22 protein-coding genes are annotated in these 19,409 nt (G+C 73.5%); 5 read left to right on the forward strand and 17 right to left on the reverse strand.

Annotation, left to right across the window (positions count from 1 at the left end):
- The first annotated feature begins 276 nt into the window (after positions 1-276).
- A complete protein-coding gene (locus ACGFI2_RS27600; RefSeq protein WP_393522215.1) occupies positions 277-717 on the forward strand; it encodes a hypothetical protein in 441 nt (146 codons plus the stop codon).
- Positions 718-792: 75 nt separating this feature from the next.
- Here the strand turns inward: ACGFI2_RS27600 and ACGFI2_RS27605 are convergent, their stop codons facing one another.
- A complete protein-coding gene (locus ACGFI2_RS27605; RefSeq protein ID WP_393522218.1) occupies positions 793-1,137 on the reverse strand; it encodes a hypothetical protein in 345 nt (114 codons plus the stop codon).
- A gap of 240 nt (positions 1,138-1,377) precedes the next feature.
- Here ACGFI2_RS27605 and gndA point away from each other — a divergent pair, with 240 nt between their 5' ends.
- Positions 1,378-2,820, forward strand: coding sequence for an NADP-dependent phosphogluconate dehydrogenase (gene gndA / locus ACGFI2_RS27610; protein WP_393522220.1), 1,443 nt, complete (start codon positions 1,378-1,380; stop codon positions 2,818-2,820).
- 3 nt (positions 2,821-2,823) lie between these two features.
- Here the strand turns inward: gndA and ACGFI2_RS27615 are convergent, their stop codons facing one another.
- From ACGFI2_RS27615 to recO, 4 genes are all read right to left on the reverse strand, one after another.
- A complete protein-coding gene (locus tag ACGFI2_RS27615; RefSeq protein WP_393522223.1) occupies positions 2,824-3,045 on the reverse strand; it encodes a thioredoxin reductase in 222 nt (73 codons plus the stop codon).
- A 125-nt stretch (positions 3,046-3,170) separates the two neighbouring features.
- Positions 3,171-3,356 carry a hypothetical protein gene (locus ACGFI2_RS27620; RefSeq protein WP_393522225.1) on the reverse strand — a complete coding sequence of 62 codons (186 nt, stop codon included), beginning with the start codon at positions 3,354-3,356 and terminating at the stop codon, positions 3,171-3,173.
- A gap of 67 nt (positions 3,357-3,423) precedes the next feature.
- A complete protein-coding gene (locus ACGFI2_RS27625; protein WP_393522228.1) occupies positions 3,424-4,236 on the reverse strand; it encodes an isoprenyl transferase in 813 nt (270 codons plus the stop codon).
- Positions 4,233-5,105, reverse strand: a complete 873-nt coding sequence (gene recO / locus ACGFI2_RS27630) for a DNA repair protein RecO (RefSeq protein ID WP_393522231.1) — start codon at positions 5,103-5,105, stop codon at positions 4,233-4,235. The genes ACGFI2_RS27625 and recO overlap by 4 nt, the downstream gene beginning before the upstream one ends.
- Positions 5,106-5,206: 101 nt before the next feature.
- Here recO and ACGFI2_RS27635 point away from each other — a divergent pair, with 101 nt between their 5' ends.
- Positions 5,207-6,022: a DUF4097 domain-containing protein gene (locus ACGFI2_RS27635; RefSeq protein WP_393522233.1), complete on the forward strand. Its 816-nt coding sequence runs from the start codon at positions 5,207-5,209 to the stop codon at positions 6,020-6,022.
- Positions 6,023-6,035: 13 nt separating this feature from the next.
- On the opposite strand, the gene ACGFI2_RS27640 is transcribed toward ACGFI2_RS27635, so the two are convergent.
- From ACGFI2_RS27640 to ACGFI2_RS27675, 8 genes are all read right to left on the reverse strand, one after another.
- A complete protein-coding gene (locus tag ACGFI2_RS27640; RefSeq protein ID WP_393522236.1) occupies positions 6,036-7,196 on the reverse strand; it encodes an acyltransferase in 1,161 nt (386 codons plus the stop codon).
- A 149-nt stretch (positions 7,197-7,345) separates the two neighbouring features.
- On the reverse strand, positions 7,346-8,242 hold the full coding sequence (gene era / locus ACGFI2_RS27645; protein WP_393522239.1) for a GTPase Era: 897 nt from the start codon (positions 8,240-8,242) through the stop codon (positions 7,346-7,348).
- On the reverse strand, positions 8,239-8,625 hold the full coding sequence (locus tag ACGFI2_RS27650) for a cytidine deaminase (RefSeq protein WP_091071324.1): 387 nt from the start codon (positions 8,623-8,625) through the stop codon (positions 8,239-8,241). The genes era and ACGFI2_RS27650 overlap by 4 nt, the downstream gene beginning before the upstream one ends.
- A complete protein-coding gene (locus tag ACGFI2_RS27655) occupies positions 8,618-10,018 on the reverse strand; it encodes a hemolysin family protein (protein WP_393522406.1) in 1,401 nt (466 codons plus the stop codon). Before ACGFI2_RS27655 ends, ACGFI2_RS27650 begins: the two co-directional genes overlap by 8 nt.
- Complete coding sequence (gene ybeY / locus ACGFI2_RS27660; RefSeq protein WP_393522242.1) at positions 9,994-10,467, reverse strand: rRNA maturation RNase YbeY; 474 nt, start codon at positions 10,465-10,467, stop codon at positions 9,994-9,996. Before ybeY ends, ACGFI2_RS27655 begins: the two co-directional genes overlap by 25 nt.
- A gap of 18 nt (positions 10,468-10,485) precedes the next feature.
- Positions 10,486-11,544 (reverse strand): PhoH family protein, encoded by a 1,059-nt coding sequence (locus ACGFI2_RS27665; protein WP_393522244.1) that lies wholly within the window; start codon positions 11,542-11,544, stop codon positions 10,486-10,488.
- A gap of 131 nt (positions 11,545-11,675) precedes the next feature.
- The gene (locus ACGFI2_RS27670; RefSeq protein WP_393522246.1) at positions 11,676-13,052 is read right to left on the reverse strand and encodes a serine hydrolase domain-containing protein; all 1,377 of its coding nucleotides are present in this window, start codon (positions 13,050-13,052) and stop codon (positions 11,676-11,678) included.
- 3 nt (positions 13,053-13,055) lie between these two features.
- Positions 13,056-13,406 carry a histidine triad nucleotide-binding protein gene (locus ACGFI2_RS27675; RefSeq protein WP_393522249.1) on the reverse strand — a complete coding sequence of 117 codons (351 nt, stop codon included), beginning with the start codon at positions 13,404-13,406 and terminating at the stop codon, positions 13,056-13,058.
- Positions 13,407-13,443: 37 nt separating this feature from the next.
- Between ACGFI2_RS27675 and ACGFI2_RS27680 the strand changes: the two genes are divergently transcribed.
- Positions 13,444-14,205 (forward strand): SDR family NAD(P)-dependent oxidoreductase, encoded by a 762-nt coding sequence (locus ACGFI2_RS27680; protein WP_393522252.1) that lies wholly within the window; start codon positions 13,444-13,446, stop codon positions 14,203-14,205.
- 87 nt (positions 14,206-14,292) lie between these two features.
- On the opposite strand, the gene ACGFI2_RS27685 is transcribed toward ACGFI2_RS27680, so the two are convergent.
- The 3 genes from ACGFI2_RS27685 to hrcA all read right to left on the reverse strand — a co-directional run bounded on the left by ACGFI2_RS27685 (position 14,293) and on the right by hrcA (position 17,270).
- The gene (locus tag ACGFI2_RS27685; protein ID WP_393522255.1) at positions 14,293-15,027 is read right to left on the reverse strand and encodes a 16S rRNA (uracil(1498)-N(3))-methyltransferase; all 735 of its coding nucleotides are present in this window, start codon (positions 15,025-15,027) and stop codon (positions 14,293-14,295) included.
- Between the two features lies 1 nt (position 15,028).
- On the reverse strand, positions 15,029-16,171 hold the full coding sequence (gene dnaJ / locus ACGFI2_RS27690) for a molecular chaperone DnaJ (RefSeq protein WP_358038249.1): 1,143 nt from the start codon (positions 16,169-16,171) through the stop codon (positions 15,029-15,031).
- Positions 16,172-16,244: 73 nt separating this feature from the next.
- A complete protein-coding gene (hrcA, locus tag ACGFI2_RS27695; RefSeq protein ID WP_393522259.1) occupies positions 16,245-17,270 on the reverse strand; it encodes a heat-inducible transcriptional repressor HrcA in 1,026 nt (341 codons plus the stop codon).
- Between the two features lie 461 nt (positions 17,271-17,731).
- Between hrcA and ACGFI2_RS27700 the strand changes: the two genes are divergently transcribed.
- On the forward strand, positions 17,732-18,139 hold the full coding sequence (locus tag ACGFI2_RS27700) for a DUF4870 domain-containing protein (protein WP_393522260.1): 408 nt from the start codon (positions 17,732-17,734) through the stop codon (positions 18,137-18,139).
- A 40-nt stretch (positions 18,140-18,179) separates the two neighbouring features.
- On the opposite strand, the gene hemW is transcribed toward ACGFI2_RS27700, so the two are convergent.
- On the reverse strand, positions 18,180-19,403 hold the full coding sequence (gene hemW / locus ACGFI2_RS27705; protein ID WP_393522263.1) for a radical SAM family heme chaperone HemW: 1,224 nt from the start codon (positions 19,401-19,403) through the stop codon (positions 18,180-18,182).
- Between the last annotated feature and the right edge of the window lie 6 nt (positions 19,404-19,409).

Consider the following 19,409-nt stretch of genomic DNA (forward strand, 5'->3'; position numbering starts at 1 on the left):
CGGCCGAGGCGACGGTATCGCAGCCGAAGGCCCGGCCGGCAGGGGTGCCGTCCGGGCAGGTCAGAGCGGGGGTACGCGGACGGGGGCCCCGCCCGGGGGCCGGGGCCCCCCCGGGGGCCGCGGGGGGGGGGGCGGGGCCCCGCCCCCCGCGCCCCCCCCCCCCCCCCCCCCCCCCCCCCCCCCCCCCCCCCCCCCCCCCCCCCCCGCCGGCCCCCCCCCCCCCCCCCCCCCCCCCCCCCCCCCCCACGCCCGCATCCACGAACGAGGGGGCGAGCGGTGTCGCGCAGCATCACCGGGCACGTTCATTTCAACCCGGACCGCTCGATGCGCCTGGTGCTCGCCGGGCCGAGCGGCCCGGTCGAAGCAGGATCCACCCGGCACACGGCGGATCTCGGCCGGATGGCGCGGGACGCCGCCGCTCACCTCTTCGGCGCCGACCCGGTGGACGTCTCGCTTCTGGTGGACCGGCCACCGTGGCTGCGACCGGGAATGATCGTTCGGCTGCCCGCCCCGACCGACCCCCGCGAGGCGACTCGGCACCCCTACGGCCAGGTCGTCGATTTCCTACCGGTCGGCGGCGTGCTCGTTTGGCATCCCGAGAGCAGCGCGGCCGTGCACGCACCGGAGGATCTGCTCGTGTGTGATCCCGCGTCCGTGGATCCGCGCATCGTCCGGGAGATATCCGATCGCACCGCCATCACCCCCATCTTTGAGTGACCTCGCCGGCGATGCCGTGAACGCGATAAGGGGTGGCGACCAGCGCCACCCCTTATCGCGTTCATTTATGCGGGATCAGATATCGCGAAGATTGATTCCTACCCGCTCGAAGTTGCCGGTCGCATAATCGCTGTAATAGTCCTTGTTCTTTGTGGTGAACCAGGATGTCTCCTTGTCGCAGCAAGCCAGCATGTCGAGGAAGCCCCGGGCCTCCGTGCCGCCCGCGATATGGGAGCACCTGGCGATGACCCGGACCGGGTCCGGCGCCCAGTCGACGGCTTTCACGTCTTTTCTGGCGACGCAGTCGGCCGAGGCGGCCGAGGCCGGCGATCCCGGCGTCAACGCCAGCCCGCCGACGGCGAGTCCTAACACCAGAGCGGTGCGCACGAATTTTTTCAGATGAGCACGGATGGCGATCACCCCCGATTTTCACCCTCCCCGCCCAGCCATTTTGACCGAACTCTTGCAAAGAAGGTTTCTGTCAATGTAGTCATATTCTCGAATCTCGACAAGAGTCGGATCGGGCGAGCCGAGAAAAAGCCACGCCGGACCAGGACCGACCGCTACCGACCCTTCACCGACCGTCCACCCCCGGTCCACCTCCCCAGGCGATCGCGATACGGTCACAGGACGCAGCGAGGACGAGAGGTGGCGGTTCGCATGGCAGAACAGGCGACGGCGCAGATCGGGGTCACCGGTCTGGCGGTGATGGGTCGCAACCTGGCCCGGAACCTGGCCCGCAACGGCTTCTCCGTGGCGGTGCACAACCGAACGCCTGCCCGTACCCGCAGCCTGGTCGCCGAGCACGGCGACGAGGGCACCTTCGTGCCGTCCGAGTCGCTGGCCGACTTCGTCGGCTCGCTGGAGCGGCCGCGCGCGGTGATCGTGATGGTCAAGGCCGGCGCGCCCACCGACGCCGTGATCGACGAGCTGATCCCGCTGCTGGAGGAGGGGGACATCGTCGTCGACTGCGGCAACGCGCACTTCGCCGACACCCGCCGCCGGGAGGAGGCGCTGCGTTCGCACGGGCTGCACTTCGTCGGCACCGGCGTCTCCGGCGGCGAGGAGGGCGCGCTTCGCGGCCCGAGCATCATGCCGGGCGGCTCGGCGGAGTCCTACCAGAAGCTCGGGCCGATCTTCGAGAAGATCGCCGCGCGGGTCGAGGGCCAGCCGTGCTGCCGGCACGTCGGGCCGGACGGCGCGGGCCACTTCGTGAAGATGGTGCACAACGGCATCGAGTACGCCGACATGCAGCTCATCGCCGAGGCGTACGACCTGCTGCGGGCCGGCCTGTCCGCGAGCCCGGCGGAGATCGCGGAGATCTTCCGGGAGTGGAACGGCGGCGAGCTGGAGTCGTTCCTCATCGAGATCACCGCCGACGTGCTCGGCCACACCGACGCGGCGACCGGCCGGGCGTTCGTGGACGTGGTCCTCGACCAGGCCGAGCAGAAGGGCACCGGCCGCTGGACCGTGCAGAGCGCGCTGGACCTGGGCATCCCGATCACCGGCATCGCCGAGGCCACCTTCGCCCGGTCGCTGTCCGGCCACGCCGACCAGCGCGAGGCCGCCCGCCGGGTGTTCCCCGACGCCGGCGAGAAGTGGCAGGTGGAGGACCGGGACACGTTCGTCGAGGACGTGCGCCGCGCGCTGCTGGCCAGCAAGATCGTTGCGTACGCGCAGGGCTTCGACCACATCCGCGCCGGCAGCCGGGAGTACGACTGGAACATCGACCTGGGCGGCACGGCCACCATCTGGCGGGGTGGCTGCATCATCCGGGCCCGCTTCCTGGACCGGATCCGGGAGGCGTACGACGCCGAGCCGGAGCTGGCGACGCTGCTGGTCGCGCCATGGTTCGCCGACCGGGTCAGCGCCGGCGTCCCGGCCTGGCGGCGGGTGGTGGCCGACGCGGCCCGGGCGGGCGTGCCGACCCCGGCCTTCGCGTCGTCGCTGGCCTACTTCGACGCGCTGCGCGCCGAGCGGCTGCCGGCCGCGCTGATCCAGGGGCTGCGGGACAACTTCGGCGCGCACACCTACCACCGGGTGGACCGGGACGGCTCGTTCCACACCCTGTGGGCGGGCGACCGCTCCGAAGTGGAGGGCTGAGCCTCACCACGCCCGCTCGGGCGGGTCGGGGGCCCAGCCGGCGGCCGGTTCGCCGGCGGCCAGCTCGCCGATCTCGCCGGAGCGGACCGTCGGGGTGTGCCCGAGGTCGGCGCAGTGCCGCTCGGCCACCCCGGCGCACAGCTCGGCGACCGCCTCCCGGCGGGTCGGCTCCACCAGGTCGGCGGCGGCCAGGGCGGCCGTCATCTCGTACCGGAGATCGCGCATCTTCCACCCCCGTGGCGGCGCGTCCCGGCGGCGCGCCTGCGCCGATGGTAGAGCGGAACGCCCCGCGATCCGGCCGGAAAGCCGGATGGCGGGGCGTTCGGTGGACGGCCGCTGCCGTCCGCAGGTCAGAAGAACCGACGCCGCTTGGCCTTCTGCGGCCGGATGAGGTCGGCACCCTTGGTCAGCAGGCGGCTCACCCCGGTCGGCCCGCGACGGGCCTCCAGCGAGTGGCTGAGCCGGCGCGCGCCGGCCGCCGCCAGCGGCACGGCGACCGCCATGACCGCCCACTGCCCGATCCGCTTCTGAATCATGTGGTTCACCTCCGCGTTTGCTGTTGTCCCTACCGATACCCAGCGTGCCGCGTCGGTAAGCGTGACCTCAGACTCCCGGGGCCACCGGGTTGGGCAGCGCGCCGCCGAAGCGGCGGTCCCGCTGGGCGTACAGCTCGCAGGCGTACCAGAGGTGGCGGCGGTCGAAGTCGGGCCAGAGCGTGTCCAGGTAGACCAGTTCCGCGTACGCGGACTGCCAGAGCAGGAAGTTGGAGATGCGCTGCTCGCCGGAGGGGCGCAGGAACAGGTCGACCTCGGGCACCTCGGGGTGGTAGAGGTAGCGCGCCACCGTCTTCTCGGTGACCTTGTCCGGATGCAGCCTGCCGGCGGCGACGTCACGGGCGATCGCCGCGGCGGCGTCGGCGATCTCCGCCTGGCCGCCGTAGTTGACGCAGAACTGCAGCGTCAACGTCGAGTTGTCACGGGACATCTCCTCGGCGGTCTGCAGCTCGGCGATGACGCTCTTCCACAGCCGCCCGGCCCGACCAGACCAGACCACCCGTACGCCCAGGTCGACGAGCTGGTCGCGGCGGCGGCGGATGACGTCGCGGTTGAAGCCCATCAGGAAACGGACCTCGTCCGGCGAGCGTCGCCAGTTCTCGGTGGAGAAGGCGTACGCCGACAGGTAGGGCACGCCCAGCTCGATCGCGCCCTCGACGGCGTCGAACAGGCTGTGCTCGCCCTGCTCGTGCCCCTTGGTGCGGGGCAGCCCGCGCTCCTTGGCCCAACGGCCGTTGCCGTCCATCACGATCGCGATGTGCCGGGGCAGCGCGGCGGCCGGAAGCGCCGGCGGCCGGGCGCCGGACGGGTGCGGGGTCGGCGGCGACGGCTCGCGGCGGGTCGTCCTCGTCGATCGGATCACTCGGTCATCTCCCTGTTGACACCAGCGGCGGCCGGCCCGCCGGCGCGCGGCGGGACCACACCCGGTCCCGCGCCGCCGGGCGGCGGGACCGCGCCGGGCGCCGGGACACCCCGGTCGACCAGCGGCAGCGAGCGTAGCGCGCGCTCCAGATGCCACTGGAGGTGCGCCGCGACCAGGCCGCTGCACTCCCGGCGTACGGCGGCCTCGGCGGCGTCGGCGTACGCCCAGTCGCCGGTGGTCAGCGCGGACATCAGCGTGAGCGTGGCCGGTGCCGGGTGGGCCGCGCCGGGGGGCCGGCAGTCCGGGCAGACGGCGCCGCCGGCCGGCACCGAGAACGCGCGGTGCCCACCCGGCTCGCCGCAGACCGCGCAGGCGGTCAGCGCCGGCGCCCAGCCGGCGAACGACATGCCGCGCAGCAGGTAGGCGTCGAGCACCAGCGTGGTGGCGTGATCGCCGCGGGCCAGCGACCTCATCGCGCCGAGGGTGAGCTGGAACAGCCGCAGCGACGGCTCCCGCTCGACCGGGGTCAGCCGCTCGGCGGTCTCGGCGATCGCGCTGGCCGCCGTGTAGCGGGGGTAGTCGCCGAGGAACCGCTTGCCGTACAGCTCGATCGCCTCGACCTGGCTGACGGTGTGCAGGGAGCTGCCCTGGTTGCCCTTGGGGTCACCGGCGAGCTGGAGGTCGACGTGCCCGAACGGCTCCAGCCGGGCGCCGAACCTGCTGGTGGTGCGCCGCACGCCCCGGGCCACCGCCCGCAGCCGGCCGTGCCGGCGGGTGAACAGGGTGATGATCCGGTCGGACTCGCCCAGCTTCTGCACGCGCAGCACCACCGCGTCGTCGCGGTAGAGCTGTCGGCGGTACCCGGCCATCGGTCCATTCTCTCTCGGGGTGCGATCTCAGGGTCGGCTCGGGGTGCGCCGGCGGCCGATCCCGGATGTGCCGGCCACCGGCCGGCCCTAGGGTTCTGACCATGGCTTCGCTCCGAACGGGTCGCCGGCCGCACCTCGCTCACCGGGCGCGCAGCGTGGTGGCCGCGACCGCCGCCGTCACGCTCATGGTGCTCGCCGGGTGTGACACCCTGTCGTTCCGCCGACTCGACTACGACCAGACCGAACGCGCGAAGGTCGCCAGGATCACCGTGGACGGCGGCGGATCGGGCGACGTGGTGGTCCGGGCCAACGGTCCCGCCGACCAGGTGAAGATCAAGCGGGTGGTTCGTTACCAGGGCGGCGAGCCGGACAGCCGCTACGAACTCAAGGGCGACGAGTTGGTGCTGCCCACCGACTGCGGCCACCGGTGCAGCATCTCCTGGGAGGTGACCGCGCCGAAGGGCGTCGCGGTCCGCGGCGGCACCGGCTCCGGCAACGTCGACCTCACCGACGTCGGTGCCGTGGAGTTCACGCTCAGCTCCGGCGACCTCACCATCAGCGGGGCGAGCGGCGAGGTGCGCGCCGCCACCACGTCGGGCAACATCCGGCTGGTCGAGGCGAGCGGGCCGGTCCGGCTGCGGGCCAAGTCCGGCGACATCGAGGCGCGGCGGCTCGCCTCCGCGGTCGACGCGGAGGCCACCTCGGGCAACCTGAACGTCGAGCTTGACCAGCCGGCCCCGGCCCGACTGCACGCCACCAGCGGGAACGTCGATCTGGCCGTACCGGCGGGCCGCTACCGGGTGCGGGCCGACGCCCGGTCCGGCGACACCGACGTGCAGGTGACGAACGACCCGGGCGCGTCCCTGCTGCTCGACGTCTCCGCCACCAGCGGCAACGTCACCGTCACCGGCCGCTGAGCGGGCCGCCGGCTCACTCGGGGGCGCGGTCCGGCTGGGCGGCACGGTCGGCGGACGGCTCGGGGCGCCGGCGCGGCGCCGGCACCCGGGCCCCGGCGCCGACCAGCCCGCCCGCCGCGCCCGCCGGGGCCGGGCTGGCCGGGGCGTCGGCCGCCCGGTCGGCCACGGACCGCCGAGGCTTGCCCGGCACCAGTTCCGGGGTACGCCGAGCGGCCACGTCCTCGACCCAGCCGACCAGCAACGTCACCACCCCGACCAGCGCGAAGACCAGACCCACCCGCAGCCACAGGCCGACCGGGTCGGTGGGCGACCAGCCCACCAGGCCCACCAGCGGGGTGAGCGCCACCACGAACGGCATGTGCCACAGGTAGATGGTCAGCGCCCGCCGGTTCACCACGGTCACCGCCCGGCCGAGCACCGGTACGCGGTCGACCCAGGCCGCGCCGGTCGGCGCCCGACCGATCGCCACCAGGATGAACGCCGTCGCCCAGAGCGCGTTGCCGAGCGGGATGTCGTTGATGTCGTAGCCCCGCGGGCCGGGGTGGGTGACGATCCAGGCGAGTCCGGCCGTGCCCACCGCGGCGGCGAGCGGCAGGAGCACCCGGGTGCGCATCCTCCGCAGCAGGCCGTCGTGGTGGGCGAAACCGAGCAGCCAGGCGCCGAAATAGAGACCGAACTCGCGCAGCACGGTCGGCGGGTCCAGCAGGATGCCGAACTCGATCGCGGCGAGCAGCGCGTACGGGGCGGCCAGCGTGGGCAGCGGCGCCCGGCGGAACAGCCAGAGCGCCAGCGGCGAGGCGAGCACGAACCACAGGTAGTCCCGCAGGTACCAGATCGGGCTGAGCGCCAGCCCGCCCCAGTAGTTGGCCGGCGGGTCACCGATCGGGAGGAGCCAGAGCAGCACCTTCGGGCTGAACGGCAGCCCGGTGAGCAGCATCGCCGGCACGAAGACCGCGGCGAGCACCCAGAGCGAGGGCAGCAGGCGCCGCAGCCGGCGCCCGATCGCGGGCATTCCGGTGCGATCCAGCGACGCGGCCATCAGCGACCCGGCCAACGCGAACATCACCGCCATCGCCGGGAACACCAACGTGAGCGAGGCGTAGCCGGTGACGTGGTAGGTGACGACGCGCAGGATGGCCAGGAAGCGAAGCAGGTCGAGGTAGCGGTTCCGCATCAGCTCGCAGCAGGGTCCGGGGGCAGAGACACTGGCTCCTACCCTGCTCCGGCGAGCTGTGAAACGTGTAAGGACGTCCGGTCAACGTGAGATGTCCCATAGGCCTGGCTGAACCCGACCACCGGCGCCGGCGCGAGGCCGGCGTGGCCTCAGAAGCCGAGCTTGCGCAGCTGCTTCGGATCGCGTTGCCAGTCCTTCGCCACCCGGACGTGCAGGTCCAGGTAGACCCGGGTGCCCAGCAGCTCCTCGATCTGCCGGCGCGCGGTGCTCCCCACGTGCTTGAGCCGACTGCCGCGGTGACCGATCACGATCGCCTTCTGGCTCGACCGCTCCACGTAGAGATCCGCGTAGATCTTCGTGAGGTTGCCCTCCGCGATCATCTCCTCCACCACCACCGCGATGGAATGGGGCAGTTCGTCCCGGACCCCCTCCAGCGCCGCCTCCCGGACCAGCTCCGCGACCAGCACCTGCTCCGGGTCGTCGGTGAGCATGTCGTCCGGGTAGAGCTGCGGCGACTCCGGCAGGTAGCCGGTCATCACGTCGACGAGCGTGTCGACCTGGTGACCGGAGACGGCGCTCACCGGCACCACGGCCGCGAACTCGGCCAGCTCGCTCACCGCGAGCAACTGCTCGGCCAGTCGCTTCTTGTCCACCAGGTCGGTCTTGGTGACCACGGCCAGCACGGTGGCCTTCAGGCTGGACAGCTCGCCGCTGATGAACCGGTCACCCCGGCCGATCGGCTCGTTCGCCGGGACGCAGAGCCCGATCACGTCGACCTCGCTCCAGGTCTCCCGGACCAGGTCGTTGAGGCGCTCGCCGAGCAGGGTGCGGGGACGGTGCAGGCCGGGCGTGTCGACCAGCACGAGCTGCGACTCCGGCCGGTGCAGCACCGCCCGGATGATGTGCCGGGTGGTCTGCGGCTTGCTCGACGTGATCGCGATCTTGGTGCCGACGATGGTGTTGGTCAGCGTCGACTTGCCGGCGTTCGGCCGGCCGACGAAACAGGCGAAACCGGCCCGGTAGGGACGCGGCTCGGGCGGGGTCACTCGACCACCGTGCCGAGGACGGCGCCGTCCGGCGCGGCCACGTGGATCGGCGCGTCGGCGGACAGGTCGCGCACCGCGGCGTGCCCGGCGCCGTCCAGCGTCGACGCCTCCGTCACCACCACCGCGGCCTCCAACCGGCTCGCGCCGGCGGCCACCGCCGAGGCGACCGCCAACTGGAGCGCGGTGAGGGTCAGCGACGGCAGCGCGACGCTGGCCGCCGCGTACGTCCGGCCGTCCTGGTCGCGGACCGCCGCGCCCTCCACGGCCCCCACCCGACCCCGCGCCCCACGGGCCAGCACGACCAGCTTGCCGTCCTCGGCGCTCAGCTCGGCCGGATCGGCGGGGGTGGGCAGTGCGGCCGGCACGGCGGCTGACTCAGGCATCGGCGGGTTGCCTCTCCTCGGAACGGTTGGGGTTGCCACGGGACTCGGCCGGCCCCACGCCCTCCGGCGCGGAACCCGGCCCGGCCCGGCTCACCAGGACGGTGTCGATCCGGTTGCGGCGGCCGGTGGTGCCCTCGGCGACCAGACTCAGGCCGGCCACCTCGGCCCCGGAGCCCGGGATGGGCACCCGGCCGAGCGCCTGGGCGAGCAGGCCACCGACCGTCTCCACCTCGTCGGTGGGCAGCTCGGTGTCGAACAGCTCGCCCAGATTCTCCACCGGCAGCCGGGCGGTCACCCGCACGGCCCCGTCCGGCAGGTGCTCCACCGGTGGGCGTTCGACATCGTACTCGTCGGTGATCTCACCGACGATCTCCTCCAGGATGTCCTCGATGGTGACCAGCCCGCCCGTGCCGCCGTACTCGTCGACCACGATGACCAGGTGGTTGCGGGCCGCCTGCATCTCGGAGAGCAGATCGTCCACCGGCTTGGACTCCGGCACGAACGTCGCCTGGCGCATCAGCTCCGCCACCGGCATCTCCCGCGCCCCCCGGTCGCCCTGGGTGCGCCGGATCAGGTCCTTGAGGTAGAGCACCCCGAGCACGTCGTCGACGTTCTCGCCGATCACCGGGATGCGGGAGAACCCGGAGCGCAGGAAGAGCGCCAGCGCCTGGGCCAGCGTCTTGCGCTCCTCTATCCACACCATCTCCGTCCGCGGCACCATCACCTCCCGGGCGATGGTGTCGCCGAGCGCGAAGACCGAGTGGATCATCTGGCGTTCGCCGTGCTCCACCACGCCCCGCTGCTCGGCCAGGTCGACCAGCTCACGCAGCTCCACCTGGGTGGCGAACGGCCCCTCGCGGAAACCCTTGCCCGGCGTGACCGCATTGCCGATCAGGATCAGCAGCGAGGCCAGCGGGTTGAGCGCCCGGCCCAGCCAACGCACCAGCGGCGCGACCGCCCGGCCGACCGCGTACGCGTGCTGCCGGCCCAGGGTGCGCGGCGCGACACCGACCACCACGAAGCTCACCACCGTCATCGCCCCGGCGGTCACCAGCGCCGCCCGCCAGCCGGCGCCGAACGTGTCGACCGCCACCAGCGCGACAAGCGTGGTCGCGGTCAGCTCGGCCAGCAGCCGGAGCAGGAGCAGCAAATTGAGGTGGCGGACCACGTCACCGGCGACCGCCTGGAGGGCGCGCGCGCCGCGCGCCCCGTCACGGGCCGACTCGGCGGCACGCGCCGGGGAGACCGCGGCCAGCGCCGCCTCGGTCATCGCGATCAGGCCGGCGAGCACCACCAGCCCGGCCCCGAAGAACAGGAGCTGGAGATCGGGCAGACCGGCCGGGGCGCCGGCTACCGCAAGCGGAACCATCACCGCGACCGGGTCGACCGCCAGCTGGCCAGCAGCCGGGCCTGGAGACCGAACATCTCCCGCTCCTCCTCGGGCTCGGCGTGGTCGTAACCGAGCAGGTGCAGCACGCCGTGCACGGTGAGCAGGTGCAGCTCGTCGGCGGCGGAGTGCCCGGCGGTGGTCGCCTGCTTGGCCGCCACCTCCGGGCAGAGCACGATGTCGCCGAGCAGGGCCGGCTCGCCGCCGGCCGGGGCGCTCTCCCCCGGCCCGTGGTCGACGCTGCCCTCGTCCATGGGGAAGGCGAGCACGTCGGTCGGGCCCTCCCCGCCCATCCAGCGGTGGTTCAGCTCCGACATGTATTCGATGTCGACAAGCAGCACGGACAGCTCGGCGAGGGGGTTGACCCCCATCTCGTCGAGCGCGTGCCGGGCGACGGCGAGCACGGCGTCGGTGTCGACCTCGACACCCGACTCGTTGGCGATCTCGATGGACAACTGTCTTCCTCTGATGGGTTAGCGGCGCCGGCCGGCGCGGCCGCCCTGGGCGGTCCGCCCCGGCACGGCGTGCACGCTCTGCGCCTGCTGGTTCTCCCGCTCGGCGTCCCAGCGGGCGTACGCGTCGACGATCTCGCCCACCAGCTTGTGGCGGACCACGTCGGAGCTGGAGAGCTGGGCGAAGTGCACGTCCTCGACGCTGTCCAGGATCTCCCGGACCACCCGCAGGCCGCTGCTCGTCCCGCCGGGAAGGTCCACCTGGGTGATGTCGCCGGTGACCACGATCTTCGAGTTGAAGCCGAGCCGGGTGAGGAACATCTTCATCTGCTCGGGCGTGGTGTTCTGCGCCTCGTCGAGAATGATGAAAGCGTCATTAAGGGTCCTTCCGCGCATATATGCCAGCGGCGCGACCTCGATGGTGCCGGCGGCCATCAGCTTCGGGATGGACTCCGGGTCGAGCATGTCGTGCAGCGCGTCGTAGAGCGGACGCAGGTAGGGGTCGATCTTCTCGTTCAGGGTGCCGGGCAGGAAGCCCAACCGCTCGCCCGCCTCGACCGCCGGCCGGGTCAGGATGATCCGGTTGACCTGCTTGGCCTGGAGCGCCTGGACCGCCTTCGCCATGGCCAGGTAGGTCTTGCCGGTGCCGGCCGGGCCGATGCCGAAGACGATGGTGTGCGAGTCGATCGCGTCGACGTAGCGCTTCTGGCCGAGCGTCTTGGGACGGATGGTGCGCCCGCGCCGGGAGAGGATGTTGAGCGTCAGGACCTCGGCGGGCCGCTCTGCGCTGCCCTGCTCGAGCATGCCGACGGTACGCCGGACGGCGTCTGTGGTCAGGGTCTCGCCTTTCTCGATCAACTCGAGGAGCTCACTGAAGAGACGCTCGGCGAGCGCGTTGTCGGCGGGCGCACCGGTGATGGTGATCTCGTTGCCGCGCACGTGGACGTCGCTGGTGACCGAACGTTCGACGAGACGCAGGATCTCGTCGCCCGCGCCGAGCAGGTTCACCATGATCTTCGGGTCGGAGACCGTGATCCTGGTCTGCGCCCGGGGCGGGCCGGGAGGTGGGGTGCCGGTCATAGGTCGGGCCGTAGGGCCCTGCGCCACCTGCTCTCCGATCTCGGCGCCGGGCCCTGCTGGCGCGGCGGACGTAGCTCCCATCGTATCGGGTCGACACCGCGCGCACCGTGCCCATTTCCGGTGCTCGGCGGTCAGCCGCCGGCCCGGAAGTCGTAGCCGTCGAACGTCTCCTGCCGCCGGGTGAAGCGGTAGGTCGCCCAGTGCATCCGGACCACCACGCCGCGCTCGTCCCGGGTGAGCCGGAGCAACTCGCCCGCCTCCCGGCCGGAGACCGTGCGGAACACGTCCGGGCGCTCCGGCAGCGGCGCGAACACCGCCGGCGGCTTCCCGGCCGGGTCGTCCGCGCCCCGGGCCCGCAGCGCCCCGTCGTGCCAGCCGAAGACGTACTCGAAACCCTCGCCCCACCAGCGGCCCAGCATGCCGCGCAGGTGCGCGGGCGCGGGCCGGCCGGGACGCCACGGCTCGATCTCGGCCGGGTCGTGCTCGGCGGCGGCGGCCAGCAGCCCGTGCGCCAGGTCGAACACCTCCACCCCGGTGCCGGACGAGCCGAGCACCGCGCATCCCATGGCGCCGGCCGTGCCCTCCCCGCCACGCCGGCCGTAGACGGCCGCCAGGAAGCCGGGCATCGCGCCGTCGTGCCCCACGTGGATCACCCGGTCCGGCTGCGGCACCAGGATCAGCCCGAGGCCGAAGCTCGCCGCCCAGAGCGACTCGTCGGTCGTGGTGAGCGGCCAGCGCATCTCGTCGACGGTGGCCGGGGCGAGCACCGTGCCGGCCGGGTCGAGCGCGGCCGGGTCGGCCAGGAAGGCCGCCCAGCGGGCCATGTCCGGCGCGGTGCTCCAGAGCTGGGCGGCCGGCCCCACCGCGCCGAAGTCGGTGGGCGGCTCCGGGTGCGCCTCGTCGGAGTAGGCGTCGACCAGGTGCCCGGTGGCCGCCCGCTCCCCCGGCCCGGTGGCGGTGGCGGTCAGCCCGAGCGGCGCGAGCACCCGGTCGGCGAGCACCTCGGCCCAGGTGCCACCGCGCCGCCGGGCGACCAGCTCGCCGAGGAGTGCCATGCCGAGGTTGGAGTAGTGGAAGCGGCGGCCGGTGGGCAGCACCCGCTCCGCCCGGGCCAGGTCGGCCAGCAGGTCGTCGACGGCCGGGGCGCGCAGGCTGTCCCACACGTCGCCGTGCGGCTCGCGTTGCAGGCCGGCGGTGTGCGAGAGCAGCCGGCGCACGGTCAGCTCGCCGTGCGCGGGCAGGTCGAGGTGCCGCCCGACCGAGTCGTCCAGGTCGAGCAGGCCGTCGTCGCGGCACTGCATGACAAGCACCGCGGTGAAGGTCTTGGTGACCGAGCCGATCCGGAGGACCGTCTCCGGGCCGAGCGCCGTGTCGTTGCCGGTGCCGCCGACCGCGCTGGTCCAGAGCGGCCGGTCGGCCCGGTGCAGGGCCGCCGAGACGGCGGGGATCCGCCCCTTCGCCTGGGCCCGCCGCACCATCCGGTCGAGCCGGTCGGAGATCGTGGTCACCGGTCAGCGGCAGAGCATCGGGCCCAGCGGCGCCCCGCCGAGCAGGTGGGCGTGCACGTGGAAGACCTCCTGGCCGCCGTACGGGCCGGTGTTGAACATGAGCCGGAACCCGTCCACCGTCAGGCCCTCCTCCTCGGCCACCAGCGCGGCGGTGTTGAGCAGCTCGCCGGCGAGCGCCTGGTCGCCCTGCGCCAGGGTGGCCACGTCCACGTAGTGCTCCTTCGGGATCACCAGCACGTGGGTGGGCGCCTTCGGGTCGATGTCCCGGAAGGCGAGGGTGGTGGCGGTCTCGCGGACGATGGTGGCCGGGATCTCCCCGGCGACGATCCGGCAGAACAGGCAGTCGACTCCCATCGCAGCAGTGTAGGGAACGTACGGCAGGATGGCCGGCATGGCGGGACGGGCGGTGCTGGTGACGGGGGCCTCGCGGGGCATCGGGCGGGCGGTGGCGCGGGCGTTCGCGGCCGGCGGGGACCGGGTCGCGGTCCATCACCGGGACTCCGCTGAGCTGGCCGAGGCGCTCCGCGCCGAGCTGCCCGGCGACGGGCACGTGGTGATCCGGGCCGACCTCGCCGACCCGGACGCGGTCCGGGTCATGGTGGACTCCGCGGCCGGGCTGCTCGGCGGGCTCGACGTGCTGGTCAACAACGCCGGCGTGTTCGGGCCGGCCGATCCGCCGCACCCGGTCTTCGGGAGCAGCTACGAGCAGTGGCGGGCACGCTGGCGGGAGGTGCTCGACACCAATCTGGTCGGCGCCGCGAACGCGTCCTGGTGCGCCGCCCAGCACATGCGGGAACGGGGCGGACGGATCGTCAACGTCTCCTCCCGGGGCGCGTTCCGGGGTGAGCCGGCCAACCCGGCGTACGGGGCCAGCAAGGCGGGGATGAACGCGATGGCGCAGTCGCTCGCGGTGGCCCTGGCGCCGTACGGCATCGGGGTGGCCTGCGTGGCCCCGGGCTTCGTCGAGACCGACATGACCAACGAGCACCTCAAGAACGAGCGCGGCGAGGCGGTACGGGCGCAGTCGCCGTTCGGTCGGGTGGCCCGCCCGGAGGAGATCGCGGCGGCGGTGCACTGGCTGGCCAGCCCCGAGGCCGAGTGGGCCGCCGGCACCATCGTCGACCTGAACGGCGCCTCCTACCTGCGCACCTGACCCCCACCCCCACCGTGCGCTGATTCACGGAAGGAGTGGCCATTCCCGGCGGGATGGCCGCTCCTTCCGTGAAACAGGGGGTTGGGGTTACCAACGGGCGAGGCGGGTGGCGAGGACCGCCAGGGCGGCGACGCCGGCGGTGGAGGTGCGCAGCACGGACGGACCCAGGCGGACGGCACGGGCCCCGGCGTCGACGAACGCGGCCAGCTCCGGGTCGGCGATGCCGCCCTCGGGGCCGACCACCAGGACGATCTCGCCGGTCGACGGCAGCTCGGCCGTGGTCAGCCGCTCGTCGGCCTCCTCGTGCAGCACGAAGCCGGCGGCGGCGCCGGCGATCCGCCGGGTGACCGTGGCGGTGGACTCGTCCGGGGAACCGGCCACCACCGGCAGCCACGGGCGGCGGGCCTGCTTGGCGGCCTCCCGGGCGGTGGTCGCCCACTTCTCCCGGGCCCGTACGCCCCGGTCGCCGCGCCACTGGGTCACCGAGCGGGACGCCGCCCAGGGCACGATCTCGTCCACCCCGACCTCGGTCATCGCCTGCACGGCCAGCTCACCCCGGTCGCCCTTGGCGATCCCCTGCACCACGACCAGCCGGGGGACGCACGCGTCGGCGTACCCCCGGGCGGTGATCCGCGCCTCGAGGGTGCCCCGGCCGACGGCGGTGACCTGCGCGGCGGCGGTGCCGCCCCGGCCGTCGGCGAGCAGCAGCTCCTGGCCGACGCGCAGCCGCTGCACGGTGGCCGCGTGGTGGCCCTCCGGGCCGTCCAGCGTCACCGTGTCACCGGTGGGCAGCGCCTCGACCAGGAACAGCGGGGCCGACACCTCAGGCGTGCCCGTTGAAGGCGTCGCGCATCCGTGAGAAGAAGCCGCCCTGTTTGGTCAGCTCGGCGACCTCCTCGCCCCGGGTCTTGGCGAAGTCGCGCAGCATCCGCTCCTGGTCGGCGTCGAGCTTGGTCGGGGTGCGCACGTCCAGGTGGACGTAGAGGTCGCCCCGGCCGGTGCCGCGCAGGTGCGGCACGCCGCGGGCGCGCAGCCGCAGCGTGCTGCCGGGCTGGGTGCCGGCCTTGACGTCGACGGTCTCCTCGCTGTCGAGCGTCTTGATGGTCAGCCGGGTGCCGAGCGCCGCGGCGGTCATCGGCACGGTCACCCGGCAGTGCAGGTCGTCGCCCTTGCGGGAGTAGACGTCGTGGGTCCGCTCGTGGATCTCGACGTAGAGGTCGCCGGCGGTGCCGCCGCCCGGGCCGACCTCGCCCTGCTGGGCCAGCCGGATCCGCATGCCGTCCTCGACGCCGGCCGGGATCTTGACGGTCAGCGAGCGGCGGGTCCGCACCCGGCCGTCGCCGGCGCAGGTCGGGCAGGGGTGCGGGATCGTGGTGCCGTAGCCCTGGCAGACGGTGCACGGCCGGGCGGAGACGACCTGGCCGAGGAACGTCCGCTGCACCGACTGCACCTCGCCACGGCCGCCGCACGCCTCGCAGGTGGCCAGGTGGGTGCCGGCGGCGGTGCCGGCGCCGGAGCAGGTGGTGCAGAGCACCGCGGTGTCGACGGTGATCGGCGCCTCGACGCCGAACGCGGTCTCGTTGAGGTCCAACTCCAGCCGCAGGATCGCGTCGGCGCCCGGCCGGGTGCGCGGCCGGGGACCCCGGCTGCCGCCCGCCGCGCCGCCGAAGAACGCGTCCATGATGTCCTGGAAGCCGACGAACGGGCCGGCCCCGCCCGGGCCACCGGGGCCCGCGCCACCGCCGCCCGGGGCGAGCGGGTCGCCACCCAGGTCGACGATCTGCCGCTTCCGATCATCCGAGAGGACCTCGTACGCGGCGTTGATGTCCTTGAACTTCTCCTGTGCCTCCGGGTCCGGATTGACGTCCGGGTGGTACTGCCGCGCCAGCTTGCGGTAGGCACGCTTGATGTCGTCGTCGGAGGCGTCCCGGCTCACGCCGAGAATGCCGTAGTAGTCCCTGGCCACTGGGTTCGGTGTCCTCATGTTCGTCTCGCGTCTCGCCGGTCGTCGGCCGCAGCCGGCCGTCGGCCCTGACTGGTCAGTTCTGGGCCAGCAGCTCGCCCACGTAGCGTGCCACGGCCCTCACCATGGCGATATTGCCGGGGTAGTCCATCCGGGTCGGCCCGAGCACGCCGAGCCCACCGACGATGGTGGCGCCCGGGCCGTAGCCGGTGCTGACCACCGAGGCGGCCCGCAGGTTGTCGATCTCGTTCTCGTCGCCGATGAGGACCCGGGTGGTGTTGCTCGGTTCCGTCTCGCCGATCAGTTTGAGCAGCACGACCTCCTCCTCGAGCGCCTCGAGGATGGGTCGCAGCGAGCCCTGGAAGTCGAGCAGGCCGCCCCGGGTGAGGTTGGCCGTGCCGGCCAGCGCGATCCGCTCCTCGTGTCGTTCGACGAGCGTCTCCAGCAGCACCGTGGAGAGCGTGGTCATGGCCGGGCGCAGGTGCGGCGCGGACTCCTCGACCAGCGCCTGCACCAACGGCGGCGTCTCGACGAGCTGGCTGCCGACGAGCTTCTCGTTGACCAGCCGGCGCAGGTCGGTCACGTCCTCGGCGGGGACCGGGGCGGGCAGCTCGACCAGCCGCTGCTCGACCCGCCCGGTGTCGGCGATCATGACCACCATCAGCCGGGTGGTGGAGATCGGCACCAGCTCCAGGTGGCGCACCTTGGACCGGGCCAGGCTGGGATATTGCACCACCGCGACCTGCCGGGTGAGCTGGGCCAGCAGCCGGACCGTGCGGTGCACCACGTCGTCGAGGTCGACCGCGCCGACCAGGAAACGCTCGATCGCCCGGCGCTCGGCCGGGCTGAGCGGCTTGACCCGGGAGAGCCGGTCGACGAAGAGGCGGTAGCCGCGGTCGGTGGGCACCCGGCCGGCGCTGGTGTGCGGCTGCCGGATGTAGCCCTCCTCCTCCAGCACCGCCATGTCGTTGCGCACGGTCGCCGGCGAGACGCCGAGCTGGTGCCGTTCGACCAGGGCCTTGCTGCCCACCGGCTCCTGCGTGGCGACGTAGTCCTCGACGATGGCGCGCAGCACGGCGAGCTTGCGGTCGTCGAGACCCATCTCCCCCACCTCCTGACGCACCTCGGCCGGGCGACGCGCGGCATCCGCCGGGCGGCTGGCACTCGACTGTAGCGAGTGCCAGTCTACGTCGGCACGCCCACCGACGCGATGATCAGTGGCGGGCCCCGGTCCGCCCCGACGCGACGGTCCGCCGTGCCGGGGCCGAACAGCCCTGGTGTCGCTTGCCCCCGGGACCTACCGTGACGTGCATGACTGAACCTCCTCGCCCGCCCGGAGCGGGGGACCCCAACCCCCAGCCCGACCCGACCCCACCGTCGGCCCCCTACGGCTCGTCGCCCACCGACGAACCGCCCACCGCACCACTGTCCGGGGCGCCGGGCGGAGGCGGCTATCCCCCGCCCGGTGGCTATCCGCCCCCGGGCGGCCAGCCTCCGCCGGGTGGCTATCCCCCGCCGGGTGGCTACCCTCCGCCGGGTGGCTATCCCCCGCCGGGTGGCGGCGTGCCGGGCTACGGTGCCGGCTACCCCGCCGGTGGCGCGTACGGCCCGGCCGCCTACGCCAACAACGACGACAAGACCTGGGCCCTGGTCGCGCACTTCGGCGGCGCCGCCGGCGTGATCATCGGCGGTGGCCTCCTCGGCTGGGTCGCCCCGCTCATCGCGCTGATGACCCGGGGGCAGCAGTCGCCCACCGTCCGCGCCCACGCCGTGGCGGCGCTGAACTTCCAGATCACCTGGGCCGTCGCCGGTGTGCTGAGCTGGGTGCTCACCTTCGTCACCTGCGGAGTCCTGTTCTTCGTCCCGATGCTCGTCTGGCTCGTGCCGCTGATCTTCGGGATCATCGGTGGGGTCAAGGCCAACGACGGCGTGCTCTACCGCTACCCGATGAGCTACAGCTTCACCAAGTGACCCGGTCGGTCGGCCGAGGCATTCGGCCGACCGGACCCGGTCAGGGCAGCAGGTCGCGCACGACCGCGTCGGCCAGCAGCCGGCCGCGCAACGTGAGCACGGCCCGACCCTCGGCGTACGCCCCGGCGTCGAGCAGCCCGCCCGCGCGGGCCCGTTCGGCGCCGGCCCGGCCGGTCTCGTCCAGCACGTCGAGCGGCAGCCCGGAGGCGAGCCGCAGCCGCAGCATCACGTCCTCCATGTGCTGCTCGTCGCCGGTGAGCCGCTCCCGGGCCAGCGCGGGCGACGCGCCGGCGGCCAGCCGCTCCGCGTACGCCGCCGGGTGCTTCACGTTCCACCAGCGCACCCCGCCGACGTGGCTGTGCGCCCCCGGGCCCAGGCCCCACCAGTCGGCGCCGGTCCAGTAGAGCAGGTTGTGCCGGCACGCCGCCGCCTCGGAGCGGGCCCAGTTGGACACCTCGTACCAGGAGAAACCGGCCGCGTGCAGCGCCGCCTCCGCGGCCAGGTAGCGGTCCGCCGCCACGTCGTCGGAGGGGTACGGCAGCTCGCCCCGGCGCATCCGCGCGGCCAGCCGGGTGCCGTCCTCCACGATCAGGGCGTACGCGCTGACGTGGTCCACCCCCGCCTCGACCACCTGGGCCAGCGAGGCGGCGAAGTCGCCGGCGGTCTCCCCGGGGGTGCCGTAGATCAGGTCCAGGTTCACGTGGTCGAACCCGGCGTCCCGGGCCTCCAGGGCGGCGGCGGTGGCCCGGCCGGCGCTGTGCTGCCGGTCGAGGATCGCCAGCACCCCGGGCGCCGCGGACTGCATGCCCAGCGAGATCCGGGTGTAGCCGGCGGCCCGCAGGGTCTTGAGCGACTCCGGGCTGACCGTCTCGGGGTTGGCCTCGGTGGTCACCTCGGCGTCGGCGGCCAGCCCCCAGGTGCGGTCGATGCCGTCGAGGATCCGGGCCAGGTCGTCGGCGGGCAGCAGGGTGGGGGTCCCGCCGCCGACGAAGACGGTGTCCACCCGTGGCGGTGGGGACTCCCCCAGCACCCGGGCGGCGAGCGCCAGCTCGGCCAGCACGCTGTCGGCGTACGTCTCCCGGCTCGCCCCGCCGCCCAGCTCGGCGGCGGTGTACGTGTTGAAGTCGCAGTAACCGCACCGGCTGGCGCAGAACGGGACGTGCACGTACACCCCGAAGCCGCGGGCGCCGACGGCGCGGCGGGCGGCAGCGGGCAGCGACCCGTCGCGCGGGACGGGTTCGCCTTCTGGAAGGACGCCGGGCATGGCCAC

This window comes from Micromonospora sp. NPDC049282 (assembly GCF_043197045.1).
Taxonomy (GTDB): Bacteria; Actinomycetota; Actinomycetes; order Mycobacteriales; family Micromonosporaceae; genus Micromonospora.

Coding starts and splice junctions, on each gene's coding strand:
- gndA (WP_393522220.1), top strand. CDS start 1,378: ATGGCAGAACAGGCGACGGCGCAGATCGGGGTCACCGGTCTGGCGGTG.
- ACGFI2_RS27615 (WP_393522223.1), bottom strand. CDS start 3,045: ATGCGCGATCTCCGGTACGAGATGACGGCCGCCCTGGCCGCCGCCGAC.
- ACGFI2_RS27620 (WP_393522225.1), bottom strand. CDS start 3,356: ATGATTCAGAAGCGGATCGGGCAGTGGGCGGTCATGGCGGTCGCCGTG.
- recO (WP_393522231.1), bottom strand. CDS start 5,105: ATGGCCGGGTACCGCCGACAGCTCTACCGCGACGACGCGGTGGTGCTG.
- ACGFI2_RS27635 (WP_393522233.1), top strand. CDS start 5,207: ATGGCTTCGCTCCGAACGGGTCGCCGGCCGCACCTCGCTCACCGGGCG.
- ACGFI2_RS27640 (WP_393522236.1), bottom strand. CDS start 7,196: ATGCGGAACCGCTACCTCGACCTGCTTCGCTTCCTGGCCATCCTGCGC.
- ACGFI2_RS27650 (WP_091071324.1), bottom strand. CDS start 8,625: ATGCCTGAGTCAGCCGCCGTGCCGGCCGCACTGCCCACCCCCGCCGAT.
- ACGFI2_RS27665 (WP_393522244.1), bottom strand. CDS start 11,544: ATGACCGGCACCCCACCTCCCGGCCCGCCCCGGGCGCAGACCAGGATC.
- ACGFI2_RS27675 (WP_393522249.1), bottom strand. CDS start 13,406: ATGGGAGTCGACTGCCTGTTCTGCCGGATCGTCGCCGGGGAGATCCCG.
- ACGFI2_RS27680 (WP_393522252.1), top strand. CDS start 13,444: ATGGCGGGACGGGCGGTGCTGGTGACGGGGGCCTCGCGGGGCATCGGG.
- hrcA (WP_393522259.1), bottom strand. CDS start 17,270: ATGGGTCTCGACGACCGCAAGCTCGCCGTGCTGCGCGCCATCGTCGAG.
- hemW (WP_393522263.1), bottom strand. CDS start 19,403: ATGCCCGGCGTCCTTCCAGAAGGCGAACCCGTCCCGCGCGACGGGTCG.